This is a genomic window from Vibrio sp. LaRot3 (genome assembly GCF_027587025.1).
GTDB lineage: Bacteria > Pseudomonadota > Gammaproteobacteria > Enterobacterales > Vibrionaceae > Vibrio.
The window spans coordinates 527,380-539,878 of sequence record NZ_JAPPTI010000001.1; the positions used below are offsets into that span (position 1 = coordinate 527,380).

The 12,499-nt window shown below is 44.1% G+C and carries 11 protein-coding genes and 1 riboswitch; of the genes, 2 read left to right on the top strand and 9 right to left on the bottom strand.

All coding sequences use genetic code 11. From position 1 onward, the window contains the following. Window positions 1–5 precede the first annotated feature (5 nt). Window positions 6–86: riboswitch (cyclic di-GMP riboswitch) on the bottom strand. 64 nt (window positions 87–150) lie between these two features. The 8 genes from OH461_RS02550 to dinG all read right to left on the bottom strand — a co-directional run bounded on the left by OH461_RS02550 (window position 151) and on the right by dinG (window position 8,940). Then, complete coding sequence (locus tag OH461_RS02550) at window positions 151–1,497, bottom strand: HlyD family type I secretion periplasmic adaptor subunit (protein ID WP_270019065.1); 1,347 nt, start codon at window positions 1,495–1,497, stop codon at window positions 151–153. Continuing rightward, a complete protein-coding gene (locus OH461_RS02555; RefSeq protein ID WP_270019066.1) occupies window positions 1,490–3,184 on the bottom strand; it encodes a type I secretion system permease/ATPase in 1,695 nt (564 codons plus the stop codon). Before OH461_RS02555 ends, OH461_RS02550 begins: the two co-directional genes overlap by 8 nt. A gap of 176 nt (window positions 3,185–3,360) precedes the next feature. Next, window positions 3,361–4,167 (bottom strand): exodeoxyribonuclease III, encoded by an 807-nt coding sequence (gene xthA / locus OH461_RS02560; RefSeq protein ID WP_270019067.1) that lies wholly within the window; start codon window positions 4,165–4,167, stop codon window positions 3,361–3,363. After that, the gene (locus OH461_RS02565) at window positions 4,167–5,327 is read right to left on the bottom strand and encodes a ribosomal protein uL16 3-hydroxylase (protein ID WP_270019068.1); all 1,161 of its coding nucleotides are present in this window, start codon (window positions 5,325–5,327) and stop codon (window positions 4,167–4,169) included. The genes xthA and OH461_RS02565 overlap by 1 nt, the downstream gene beginning before the upstream one ends. Further along, window positions 5,328–5,492, bottom strand: coding sequence for a pleiotropic regulatory protein RsmS (gene rsmS, locus OH461_RS02570; protein ID WP_270019069.1), 165 nt, complete (start codon window positions 5,490–5,492; stop codon window positions 5,328–5,330). It lies immediately after the preceding gene. Between the two features lie 2 nt (window positions 5,493–5,494). Beyond that, the gene (locus OH461_RS02575; protein WP_270019070.1) at window positions 5,495–6,043 is read right to left on the bottom strand and encodes a primosomal replication protein; all 549 of its coding nucleotides are present in this window, start codon (window positions 6,041–6,043) and stop codon (window positions 5,495–5,497) included. Beyond that, window positions 6,040–6,819, bottom strand: coding sequence for a sulfite exporter TauE/SafE family protein (locus tag OH461_RS02580; RefSeq protein ID WP_270019845.1), 780 nt, complete (start codon window positions 6,817–6,819; stop codon window positions 6,040–6,042). The genes OH461_RS02575 and OH461_RS02580 overlap by 4 nt, the downstream gene beginning before the upstream one ends. A gap of 45 nt (window positions 6,820–6,864) precedes the next feature. Then, window positions 6,865–8,940 (bottom strand): ATP-dependent DNA helicase DinG, encoded by a 2,076-nt coding sequence (dinG, locus tag OH461_RS02585; protein ID WP_270019071.1) that lies wholly within the window; start codon window positions 8,938–8,940, stop codon window positions 6,865–6,867. Between the two features lie 517 nt (window positions 8,941–9,457). Between dinG and OH461_RS02590 the strand changes: the two genes are divergently transcribed. Both OH461_RS02590 and OH461_RS02595 read left to right on the top strand, forming a co-directional pair. Continuing rightward, the gene (locus OH461_RS02590) at window positions 9,458–10,426 is read left to right on the top strand and encodes a porin (RefSeq protein WP_270019072.1); all 969 of its coding nucleotides are present in this window, start codon (window positions 9,458–9,460) and stop codon (window positions 10,424–10,426) included. Window positions 10,427–10,497: 71 nt separating this feature from the next. Beyond that, window positions 10,498–11,124: a YccT family protein gene (locus tag OH461_RS02595; RefSeq protein ID WP_270019073.1), complete on the top strand. Its 627-nt coding sequence runs from the start codon at window positions 10,498–10,500 to the stop codon at window positions 11,122–11,124. 61 nt (window positions 11,125–11,185) lie between these two features. Here OH461_RS02595 and bioA read toward each other — a convergent pair whose 3' ends face one another. Next, on the bottom strand, window positions 11,186–12,466 hold the full coding sequence (bioA, locus tag OH461_RS02600; RefSeq protein WP_270019074.1) for an adenosylmethionine--8-amino-7-oxononanoate transaminase: 1,281 nt from the start codon (window positions 12,464–12,466) through the stop codon (window positions 11,186–11,188). Window positions 12,467–12,499: the final 33 nt, after the last annotated feature.

The window sequence follows — 12,499 nt, forward strand, 5'->3', positions numbered from 1 at the left end:
TAATCTGAGGCGGCTCAGCCATCTCAAACATTCTGAGACCTGCAGCTTTCCGTCCTTACCTCGCGATAAGTTTGGCTTTTCTCTTTATTATGTAAGTGCGATACCCTTTGGTTACAGCAAAGGGCAGGGTATCAATGGTATTGCCCTAAATTACATTTCTCGCATCGCTTTATAAGCACTGACCGATAGCGGGCTAAGTAAATAGTCCAGCGGGGTTTGTTGATTTAATAAGATCATGACTTCTGCAGGCATACCGGGATATAACTGGACGTCGTTGAGTTGGCTGAGATCTTGCTGATTTAACTCAATGGTCGCGAGGTAGGCTGAAGAACCCGTTTCAGGATCTGTGATACGGTCAGCAGAAATATGCGTTAATACGCCACGCACTCGTGGGGTTCGTCGGAAGTTATAAGCCGAGAGACGAACTTCGGTTGCTAAACCTTGGTAGACGACGTCGATGTCTTCTGGTTTGAGGAGCGCTTCAACCACCAGTAAATCCTCTTGTGGCACTATTTCCATGATGATGTCGCCAGCGCGCACCACAGACTGAGAAGCAAACACGGTTAACCCAACCACGATGCCTGCTTGAGGTGCTCTAATCTCGACACGTTTCAGTATCTGTTCAGCATTTGCCATTGCTTCGTGGGTTTCATTGATGGATTTTTCTAACTGCTGAATCTCTTCGCCCAGCTGTTTTGCGTACGTATAGTCTGCATTAGTGTCGAGTAATTTTGCTTCTGATACTGCTCGCTGAGCACGGCTGATCTTAGCTTTCAGTTCCGCCAGACTACCATTGAGGTCGGTGTACTCACGCTTGAGATCGAGCAACTTAGATTTGGATGTGTTACCTGTTTCTAGCAACTTTTCATGCATGGTCAGTTGCTCGCTTAGGTAAATAAGGCTTTGCTGATCTGCCTGATACCGTTGTTGTAATCCTTGTAAATCTAGGGTTGCTTGTGCGACTTTTTCGGCTAGAACTTTATCTTCACCACTACGCAGTGAGCGGCGCTTTTCGAACAATTGGGTTTGGGTGTTCAAAACCGAGCTGATATGAGCGTCGTTTTTACGCGCAAGAAGTCTTGGGTCAAAATCGATTTGTTTGAGGTTGTTAAGTTCTGCTTGCAGGCGATTAAGCCTTGCAAGATCGCTTTGCCATTGCGCCCTAAGACCAAATAGCGACGCCTCCGCTCGGGATGCATCGAGTGTAATGAGCAGTTCACCTTGCGAAACCCGCTGTCCATCAGAGACATGAATTTGTTTTACGATGCCTCCTTCAAAGTGCTGAACTGGCTTTCGTTTTGATTCAACGACGATGATCCCTGGAGCGATTGCTGCGCTACTTAACTTGGCGAAACTTGCCCAAAGCAAGAAGAAAACGAACATGACAATCAGTGCGATACAGGCTTGCTTTGTGTAGCGCACTGCATCAAATGCTACATGGCGCTGATCGTTGTACTCAATGCCCTTCGCACTAATGGTGTGGTAGTGATTATCCATTGGCGATGGCCTCTTTCAGTGGTGGCATTTTGTTTGCGTTTGCGACTTTTGGTTTGGTGGCAGGTCGCGCAGAAGTTATCTCGCCATTGTTGAGCTCGACTAACCAATCGGTATGTTTTGAGAGTGTTTGATCATGACTCACTAATACAACACCGCATTGCTGAGTTGCTAACTCGTCAAGTAAGCAATGAAAGGCGGCTAGCCTATGGCTGTCTAGGTGGGCGTTAGCCTCATCCAAAACGATTAGCTTTGGCTTGAAATAGAGCGCTCGAGCGATAGCGATACCTTGCATTAGCCCGACGGGAATGGGCTGCCCTTTATCGCCTATGAGGGTGTCATAGCCTTTAGGAAGCTTTAAAATTTCATGATGAATAGCGATTTTTTTCGCACTAGCGATCACTTGTTGATCATTCATTTCAGAGCAAAAGTGCGCGATGTTTTGCTTTATGCTGCCGGTGACAAATTGAATGTGCTGCGGTACATAGCCAATGACATGTTGCAGTTGTTGAGATGACCATTGTGGTAACGATGCACCATCAATATTGACTCGGCCACTGTTGGGTGGAATGAGCCCGACCAAAATTTGGCACAGTAGACTTTTACCACTGCCGCTTGGGCCAGTCACTAAGACTCGATTTCCCGGCTCTAGCCGAAGCCGGATGTTGTTTAAGTAGGGCTTTTGGCGTGGGTCAGCGAGCCATGACACGCCATCAATGTGTAGTCGACCTTGTATGTCACTGAACTGAGTCGACGGTTCTTGATGTGACTTATCGCTGAAAAAAGCCGTTACACGTTGATTCGCTTGTAAAGAGCTTTGCCATGCGGGCAGGGCGCTCGCTAACTGCTCTAGGGGTTGTAGTGCTCGTGACATCAAAATAGAACCGGCAATAATCCCACCGGCCGACATACTACTATTGATGACCAAGATTGCGCCCGTTGCCATGATAACCATCTGTAATACAAAGCGTAGATATTTGGCGCTTGAGCTAAGCAAATTTGCTCGTTGGCTAAGCTGGCTTTCGTGCCAAATTCGCTCTGCGGTCAGGTGTTGATATTGAGCGGTTAGTCCTTCGGACAAATGCTGTGCTTGAATGTTGTTTTGTTGAGATAACGCTTCGTTTTGTGCTTGAAGCGATGCAAAGGTAGCGGTTTGCGAGTCGCCAAGTTGTTGTTTTTTGCTGTAGTGAGAAAACACAGAGAAACCGCTTACTGCCAATACCGCGATCAGTCCGACGCTACCTACTAGAGGATGGAGAATAAACATCACGATTAAGAACAGCGGGATCCAGATAATATCGAACATCACAGAGAAAGCAGGTGACTGGAAAAACGTTTTCAATTCTTTAATGTCACTTAAATGTGTTTTTTTACCCTCATGACGGGTTGTGGACATTTTAAAGAGTGTTGAACTCGCTAAGGCATCCAATTTTATTGCGTTATGCTGTAGATATTTGTTCTTTAATATTTCAAGTGTGGCTTGAATGGTTAGAAGAAAGAGAACGATAAGGCTGATTAATAGCAGGGTATCTAAACTTCTACTAGTGAGAACGCGATCAAAAACCTGCAAGCTATATATAGGTATTGCCAGAATTAATAAGTTTAAAAATAGCCCGATACCAAGTAGAACCAAGATAACTTCGCGGCGAAAAGGAGACAGTTCAGGCCAATTTAACAGTGGTTTAGTCATAGGTATTAGGGTGCATTTATAAAATTAACGCAATCCTAACATCGTGATTAGTAAATAGGCGATAGAGGGGAATTTATGTTTTTGCGTTTAAATATCATGCGGTAAGTTTTATTTCATGATATTCAGATAGTTAAAATGGGCTTCTTATTTTTAAGAAACCCATTACTTTTGAAGTGTTATTTGAATGTAGACCAAATCGGCGCATGATCAGACGGTTTTTCTATACCACGAAGCGGGTAATCAATATCCGATTCAACGCAGCTAGTTGCTAATGCAGGGGTGGCTAAAATAACATCAATGCGCAGGCCACGATTATCATCGAAGCCACGAGAACGGTAATCAAACCAAGAGAACTTATCTTCTACTTCTGGTTGCAATTGACGGAAGGTGTCAACAAATCCCCAATCCATTAATGTTTTTAACCATTCACGTTCTTCTGGTTGGAAAGAACATTTACCGGTTTTTAGCCAACGCTTTTTATTTGCTTCACCAATGCCGATGTCTGAATCGATTGGACTAATATTAATATCACCCATAACGATGAGCTTCTCATCGTTATTATGATATTCGTTGAGGTAGTTCATGAGATCTTTATAGAACTGACGTTTATAAGGATATTTAGTCTCATGGTTTACATTATCCCCCTGAGGGAAATAGCCATTGAGTACTGTCACTTTGTCACCGTGTTGATCTTCAAAAGTCGCCATGATCATGCGCTTTTGATGTTCTTCACTATCGGTAGGAAAGCCTTTTTGTACAGAGATAGGCTCTTGTTTACACAGCATAGCCACACCGTAATGTGCTTTTTGACCATGAAAGTAAACTTTATAGCCCATTGCTTCCACATCTTCGATAGGAAAGGCTTCGTCATGGACTTTGATTTCTTGTAGACCGATCACGTCTGGCTGATGTTTATCTATCAAAGCTTGTAACTGGTGTAGTCTTGCGCGTAAGCCGTTGATATTAAAGCTAACTACTTTCATTATTCTTCCTCTTGGCACTCTTCCTGTATAAACCAATAGCCTTTATTGAGTAACTCTTGCAGAGTTTTAATACTGGTTATTTTAGGCAATTGGCTTAGCTGTTGAAGGGATAATAGTTGGCGATCAGAAAGTTGCATTGCAAGTTCTTGGTCGCAAGTGTCTAGTGTGAATGATTCACCGTTGATGTAAATAGTGCACGGTGAGTCTTGATGATAAATTGCTCTCAAGCCAGAGACTTTATGCAGTTCGACTCCTTGAGAGAGTATGTGCTCAACTTCTGCTTGAGAGTAAGGTGAATCAGGCTCGACAATGTCTAGCTGATGGCGTGATTGACTCAGCATGGTGCCAAGAAAGTCATCAAGTTTAGAATCAGATTGGAGAGCTTGAGTCAGCATTGTTGTTAGATGCTGCTTGTCTTCAGCTGTCAGCATGCCATAGCTAGGTTGAGCAGCTTGCTGTGGATTGTGTAGATGCACGTCACCAATATCATTGGCTAGGATGTAGTCAGCAAAATTACTCAGTAATTCTTGTTCTTTTGGAGAGCGGAAACCGATTGAGTAGCTCAAACTTGGCTCAAGAGTTGTGCCTTCATGAGGGAAGCCAGGTGGAATATAGAGGATATCTCCCGGTTCCAGTTCTTGGTCTATGATGGCGTCAAAGGACTCAATTTGACGCAGGGCACCAGCTTGAATCTTTTCTTGATACTGACCTTTATCCATATCGCCCACGCGCCAGCGCCTTTTGCCGTGACCTTGAATAATGAACACATCATATTGATCGATGTGTGGACCAACACCACCACCGGGGGCTGAGTAACACACCATTAGGTCATCGAATAGCCATTGAGGGAGTTGCTGAAATGGCTCAATCAGTGCGGCGCTGGGCATATGCCAATGGTTACAGGCTTGAACAATCAGCTGCCAATGAGTGTCTGGTAAGGTGGCAAAATGGTTTTCGTCTAGGGGACCATGTGTTGCTTGCCACACGTTATTTGCATTGCTGATGTAGCGAGAATCAACGCACTCTTCCATCGACAAACCTGCCAGTTCTTCTGCTGAGATTGGGTCGATAAAGTTGGCGAATCCATTTTTGATTATGGTCGGTTTTTTGTGCCAATAGTCAGCAAGAAACTGAGAAAGGTCGAAGCTGAGTTGATACATCTACGCCTCTTTAGTTAGTTTGGTTTCGAGATCAGATTGGACGATCTTTATCGCTTCAAGTGCAGTTTTGGGGTCAATTTGGTTACTTTCTAGTAGATAGATAAGGTCTACTGCCAGTTTTACTTCGTCAGGCGCACTATCAAGGCTAGGAGTCACTGAAGACATAATTACTGATTTCTCTCTCTATAAGTGATTTGTTTTTCTAATTTGATTTTCGCTTCCTGGCAGCGTTTCAAGCGTTGTTCGGTAGTCAACAACGCCTGTTGAGCTTGCTGCTGCTGAAAAGGGGAGGCGTATTGCAAGGCCATTTGTTTGTCGCGTACCATTTCCATTAAACGTCGTTCCCACTCTTGATGCTGAGTCAGTTCCTGATAGAGAACATTGATCGGTTTTTGGTAGTAACTTTTGTGTTTTGGTTCGCTTTTACGAATGGTTTGTGTCGCGAGCTCTCTCTGAATCGCCGAAATCTGCGCAAGTAACCGTTCAGTTAGATATTCCGCTCGAATTGGGGTGAGCTTGCCGCTATCTTGCTCACGAATAATTGTGTCTAATGTCGCTTGTGTTTCCTTAACACAAGGGACGACTAATCGAGCTTTGCAATGGAATAACACCGCATCGAATAGAGGGAGGTGATGTTCGCCTCTTTGTCTATCTAATTGCGCAGCCTGTTGAGCAAGCTGTTCCAATGTTGTGCTGAGCTGTTTTAGTTGACTCATAAGTTTACAAACCACGCATCGTAGGCAAGTTTGACCGCAAGCACACTGACTACGGTAACAAAAACAGGGCGAATGAACTTAGCGCCAAAGCGGATAGCAGAATGGGCCCCCACAAATGCGCCGGCCATTAAGCACAACCCCATGGTTAACCCAAGAACCCAATCGATGTGGCCTAAGATGGCAAAGGTGACCAAAGAAGTGAAATTACTGGTGAAGTTCATTGCTTTGGCTAACCCGGAGGCGAGCAAAATATTGAGGCGATAAAGTGCCATTGAGCTGACAGTCCAAAATGCACCAGTGCCAGGGCCGGCGACACCATCATAAAAACCAAGTACGAAGCCTTGGCCATATTGTTTTTTGTTAAACGTCGGGCAAGGTTGAGGCATTTCATTACTGCTGTTTTTCGGCGTTTTATGCCAAATGGTGTAAACAGCGGCGGCTAAGATGACCAGCGGCAACAACTTTTCTAGCCATTGGGTTGGGATCCAATCAACGAACAGTGTCCCGAGAGTTGCACCAATCAAAGTGGCGATAAACGCACGTCCCCAACACTTTGGTTTGAACAAGCGCTTTTTGTAATAAGTAAATGCAGCCGTAGAAGAGGCAAAGGTGGCAGCTAGTTTGTTCGTACCCAAGGCGATATGCGGAGGAAGCCCTAAAGAGAGTAGAGCAGGCACTGTTAGCATGCCGCCGCCTCCGGCAACCGCATCAATAAATCCAGCAACAAAAGCGACCAGCGCCAAAACCAACAGCATGGTTGGCTCAATCATTTCCATCAAGATGTGTGTTCTTCTGATTATGGTTATTGTAATTGGGCAAGGTTAATATTCGATCACTCGCTCAAACGGAGGTAATGAATCTAACAATGATTTGCCGTAACGCTTTGATACCAATCGGCGATCAAGGATGATGACTTTACCAGAATCTCGCTCTTTTCGCAGTAATCGACCGACTGATTGAATGAGCTTCTTACTTGCTTCTGGAACAGTGATCTGCATAAATGGGTTACCCCCTTTATCTTCGATGTATTCCGCGTGCGCGCGTTCAACCGGCGAGGTCGGTACAGCAAATGGAATTTTAGTGATAATCAAATTTTCTAAAAGCTCACCCGGAAGATCTAAGCCTTCTGAAAAACTGCCAGTACCAAATAAAATACTGGTTTTTTGACATTGCACTAAGGTTTTATGTTTTTTGAGTATCTCACCTCGCGACTCTTTACCTTGGATCTGTAGCGCCCAACCTTTTTTGATGAATTGGCTATCGAGCGCTTCAGCAACCTGATTCATCTGCCAATAAGAAGAGAATAAAACTAAATTGGCTTGTTTGTCTTCAATTAGGTTAGGCAGAATATCGATAAGATATTCCGTAAACTCAGGTGCTTGAGGTTCGTACTTCATCTTAGGCACAATGAGCTGCGCTTGCTTTTGGTAATCAAAAGGAGACGCTAAGGCTAAAAAACGAGTGCCATCTTCTGCTTTTTCACTGATCCCCGCTTGGCGGCAAAAAAAGCTAAACGAGTTCAGCGCGCGCATGGTAGCAGACGTAAGTACAGCACCAAGGCAGCGACTCCAAAGTTGCTGATCCAATTGCCAGCCGACTTCCAGTGGCGAGACATTAACAATGAAATCGCCTTCTCTTTCTTGGTCGAGCTCTAACCAACGAGCCAATGGCGCACCTTTCTCTCTTTGTGGCTCTGCCATCAAGTTCCATACTTGGGCTAAATTATCCATTCTTTGAATATAGAAGCCGATTTCTGCTAGAGCAGGTTCTGCCAATCGGCTAGATACTTCGCCATCTTTAACCCTTTCAGCAATCAGGTCGGCGATTTTTGCCGTCGCTTGAGCGCCTTTATGAGAAAGTTGCTTGAGCTGTTTGGCTTCTTCTTCTAGCCAAGAGGGGAGTTCACCATGCTCAAAGCGATAAAGATTCTCTTCAAAATGGGCAGGATCAAAGCTCGATGCAAGCTGAGTAAGCGAAGGGATAAGCTGCTGAACGGAATCTTGCAGTTCATTACGAAAACGACCAACGCGCTTTTCATCGGCGAGGTTGGCGAATTTGGTCACGGATTGATTCAATCGTTCAAGCCAAGACGCCGCACCCTTTAAGCTAGCTGCGGCGGCTGAGTGATCTCTAGCAACGTGTGGGAGGTGATGGGCTTCATCGAAAACGTAAATTGTATTTTCAGGCTCGGGTAAAATTACCCCACCACCAAGATCGGCATCGGCCATTACCAAGCTGTGGTTAGCAATAATGACATCGGTTTTATCGAGCTCTGAACGAGCTTTTTGGAACGGACAGCCTCTGTGTGCTGGCATGCTGTTGTTACAGCTGTGTTTGTCGCTCACGATCATTCGCCAGATTTCATCAGAAATAGTTTTAGGCCACGAGTCCCTATCACCATCCCATTTTCCTTGGCTGAGGCTTTTGTACATGGTTTGCAATAGCTCAATGTCTTTTTGCTTAGGCTTTGATTCGAACATCGCCAATTGTCCGCCATCTGCGCCGCAAGCACTGGCAAGCTTCTCGGCACAGCAATAACGCTGACGGCCTTTGGCCAAAATAAACGAGAACTCGCGGTCGGTGATGCGACGAAACAGTGGTAGATCTTTATTAATGAGCTGTTCTTGTAATGCCACTGTAGCGGTAGAGATAACCACTTTGCGGTTATTGAGTACGGCAACTGGAATCGTTGACATTAAATAGGAGAGTGATTTGCCAATCCCGGTTCCTGCTTCTGCGACGATAATGCGATTAGATTTGTGATACTCGCCGCACAGCGTTTTGGCTATCTCTGCAACGAGGTAATTTTGCGCTCGACGCGGTACAAAGTTTTCCAATTGAAACTGCAGGTTTTGATAACTTTGGCGGATAGATTGTTGTATTTTAGTGTTCGTCATACGGCTGCCTCGATCGCGGGGAGCTGATAGTACCACACATATCCAATGCTACGTACTTCACGAATCAGATTCGTTTTCCTCTAAAAGATAGATCTTCTTCACAAAAAAAAACTGAACCTTCATGAACTTAGATTTAATTCTAAAAGTAAAAAATATAGAACTCTAAAAACTCACCTTAACTTCGCTAAAATTCTGCCAGCGCGACGCAAATCTCATTTTTTCAGACTAATCATCTAAAAGTGCGATGCAATTCATTTGTTGATAGATGACTCATAAAGGTTAGAAGTTACTCGAAAAAGTATGTAACTTTTGTGTAAGTGCTTGTTTTTAAATGATTTGATATTTTTTTATCTGCAATTTTTATAATATTTGACAGTCCGAATAATCTTTTGCAATCTAGACCGCGAATTTGAGTTGAAGTGATATCGAGCCCTCGAGAGTAAGAATCATCTTCAACATTTTGAAAGGGAACCGGATAAGGAATTCCCTACAATCTATGAAAAGGCAGTGGATTATCATGAAAAAGACTCTAGTAGCTCTTTCAATTCTAGCAGCAGCAACATCAGTTAGCGCTGCAGAAGTATACAACAACAACGGTGTTACTCTTTCTGTAAACGGTGACCTAGATGTTCATTACATCAAAGCTCATGACGTAGATACAGATGCTGAGCTAGCTGTTGATGATGCAGATTTCGGTTTCGGTCTAGCTTACGATGTAAATCAAGACTTTACAGTTGGTGGTGCACTAAACATCGATGGTGACAACGGTTCAGACAACGAAGGCATCACTGTAGATGAAGCTTTCGTTGGCTTTATGACTAACGGTCACACTCTTACTTTCGGTAAGCAGTACACAATTCGTGATGATTCTGGTATCGGTTCTGATTACGAGTTTGGTCTATCTGGTGCAGTAGAAAATTCTGATTTCTACGGTTCTCAAGTTGTTAAATACGTATACGACAACGGCGAAATGTTCTACGCAGGTGCTTCTTACTCTGCTTACGAAAACGGTTCAAACGGCCGCGTTGATGGCGACAAAGAGTTTGACGTACGTCTAGGTCTACGTGTTGCTGATTTCGACTTCACATCTTACATCGGTTCTACTGATAAAGGTGTAGTTCAAGAAGATCACTACATCCTTGAAGGTCGTTACACAATTAACGCATTCGAACTAGCGGCAACTTACGCATGGTCTACTGAGTCACAACCAAACGCAACAGACATTGAGCGTGACGTTATCGGCCTTGCTGCTACTTACACAGTAAACGAGAAAGTAACTCTAGCTGCTGGTTACAGCATCTTTGGTAACGACATTGCTAACAGCGATGATGTTAACCAAGGTTACCTAAACGGTACTTACAACTTCTCTTCAAACGTATGGACTTACGCTGAAGTTGGCTTTACTGATGCACAGCAAACTAACGATGCTGGCGAAACAGTAGACCAAGACACTGCATTCGTAATTGGTATGGGCGTATCTTTCTAAGATAGCTTCAATATTAGTTATTATGATAAAGCCACCACTTAGGTGGCTTTATTTTTTTATCGAGGAAGACAATGAAAAAGTTATTACTAGCAGCTTTAGTTGGTTGTTCATTTAATGCGGCAGCCGCAGACATTAGTTTTGAAAGTGGCATTGATGTACTAGCGCTCAATGGTAAAAGCGTTCAGAACGCAGACAGCATTGAACTTCCTGCTGGTGAGAACCAGATAGTTATTGAGTATTCTAAAGCGTTGAAGTCTGGCTCAAGCAAGAAAACCTATACTTCAAAACCATACGTTGTAAGTATTCATGTGGCTAATGAGCTTGATTCATACAAGCTTGGCATCGAAACTTACCGCACCTATGAACTTGCCAAAGTGAAGTTTGATGCCGGTAATGTTGAATGGCAAGTAAGCAACAACGGCTCACCAACAGAATACGACCTAGAGCTTTTACCGGGGGTTCCTGGCCTACTCCCTTATGCAAATATTGAAGAAGCGATACGACTGTACAACAAGAACAACGGTATTGTTTTAACCTCTTCTGGTGCGATGAATATTAATGAAGCCGCTGTCTCCGTTGCAAAAGACGGTAAAATCACCGTTACGGGTGATGCTGTTACCCAGCTTAAGCTTTGGTACACTAAAGCAAGCAAAGAAGAGCGAAAAGAATTTCGCCGTTGGATGATTGATCAAGATTAAATCGTTTCGGCAGTAGATTATGTTACGAAAAGGGTTGGTTGTTTTCCAACCCTTTTCGCATCTATGCGATGAAGCAATTTGATTTGCTGAGTGCACTGACTACTGATGCAACTAGAGTAGAGATTTGTTCTGGTCTGCTTATATACGGCGGCATCATGTAGATGAGCTTGCCAAATGGCCTTATCCATACCCCTTGTTGCACGAAATGGGCCTGGATCTCTTCCATATTTACTGCAGAGTGCGTTTCTACCACACCAATTGCGCCAAGCCATCTTACGTCTTTAACTCTAGGGTGATGTTGTAGCTCTGGCAGTAATAGAGAAAACTGTTGCTCTATACTTTTTACTTGGCTTTGCCATTGGTTTTCCTCAAGCAATGTCATACTTGCTGTCGCTACCGCGCACGCTAGTGGGTTACCCATAAACGTTGGGCCATGCATAAAGCAACCAGCCTCACCACCACATACCGTATCGGCCACATGTTTTGAGGTCAGAGTAGCGGATAGTGTCATATAGCCACCCGTTAGGGCTTTACCTAAACACAGTATATCTGGCTGTATATCGGCGTGTTCATAGGCGAATAGTTTGCCAGTGCGACCGAAACCTGTCGCGATTTCATCAAGAATCAACAATACGCCATAACGATCGCAGAGTTCTCGAATTTGTCTCAGGTATTCAGGATGATAGATGCGCATGCCGCCTGCGCCTTGCACGATAGGTTCAAGGATCACCGCTGCAATATGTTGATGATGTTTCTCTAACTGAGCTTTGAATGGAATGATGTCTTCTTCATCCCACGGATCGAAGTAGCCTGTTTTTGGCGAAGTGGCAAAAATGTGCTCTGGCAAAAAGCCTTTGTAGAGTGAGTGCATTGAGTTATCAGGATCGGTGACAGACATTGCGGCAAAGGTGTCACCGTGATAACCATCTCTTAGCGTTAAAAATTGACTGCGCTTTTCCCCTTTTGCGTGCCAATACTGCAATGCCATTTTTAAGCTAACTTCGACTGCGACTGAGCCTGAATCGGCTAAGAAAACATGTTGTAAGTTATCGGCGGTCATAGCGACTAATTTCTTACACAAATCAATCGCTGGTTGGTGGGTAATGCCACCAAACATGACGTGCGAGACTTTATCTATTTGGCTATGTGCCGCTTTATTTAGCACTGGATGATTATAACCATGGATGGCTGACCACCATGAAGACATCCCATCGATAAGTTTGGTGCCATCTTCTAAATAAAGGTTAACACCCTCAGCGTGAGTCACTGGATAGCAGGTCAGAGGTGTGATTGTAGAAGTATACGGATGCCAGATATGGCGGCGATCGAAAGCGATGTCCATGAAGCTTACCAATGTGAGGTTTGTTTAAAAAAT

Bases quoted from the DNA above. Each gene is read 5' to 3' on its own strand.
- OH461_RS02550 (WP_270019065.1), bottom strand. From the start codon at position 1,497: ATGGATAATCACTACCACACCATTAGTGCGAAGGGCATTGAGTACAAC.
- OH461_RS02555 (WP_270019066.1), bottom strand. From the start codon at position 3,184: ATGACTAAACCACTGTTAAATTGGCCTGAACTGTCTCCTTTTCGCCGC.
- xthA (WP_270019067.1), bottom strand. From the start codon at position 4,167: ATGAAAGTAGTTAGCTTTAATATCAACGGCTTACGCGCAAGACTACAC.
- OH461_RS02565 (WP_270019068.1), bottom strand. From the start codon at position 5,327: ATGTATCAACTCAGCTTCGACCTTTCTCAGTTTCTTGCTGACTATTGG.
- rsmS (WP_270019069.1), bottom strand. From the start codon at position 5,492: ATGTCTTCAGTGACTCCTAGCCTTGATAGTGCGCCTGACGAAGTAAAA.
- OH461_RS02575 (WP_270019070.1), bottom strand. From the start codon at position 6,043: ATGAGTCAACTAAAACAGCTCAGCACAACATTGGAACAGCTTGCTCAA.
- OH461_RS02580 (WP_270019845.1), bottom strand. From the start codon at position 6,819: ATGGAAATGATTGAGCCAACCATGCTGTTGGTTTTGGCGCTGGTCGCT.
- dinG (WP_270019071.1), bottom strand. From the start codon at position 8,940: ATGACGAACACTAAAATACAACAATCTATCCGCCAAAGTTATCAAAAC.
- OH461_RS02590 (WP_270019072.1), top strand. From the start codon at position 9,458: ATGAAAAAGACTCTAGTAGCTCTTTCAATTCTAGCAGCAGCAACATCA.
- OH461_RS02595 (WP_270019073.1), top strand. From the start codon at position 10,498: ATGAAAAAGTTATTACTAGCAGCTTTAGTTGGTTGTTCATTTAATGCG.
- bioA (WP_270019074.1), bottom strand. From the start codon at position 12,466: ATGGACATCGCTTTCGATCGCCGCCATATCTGGCATCCGTATACTTCT.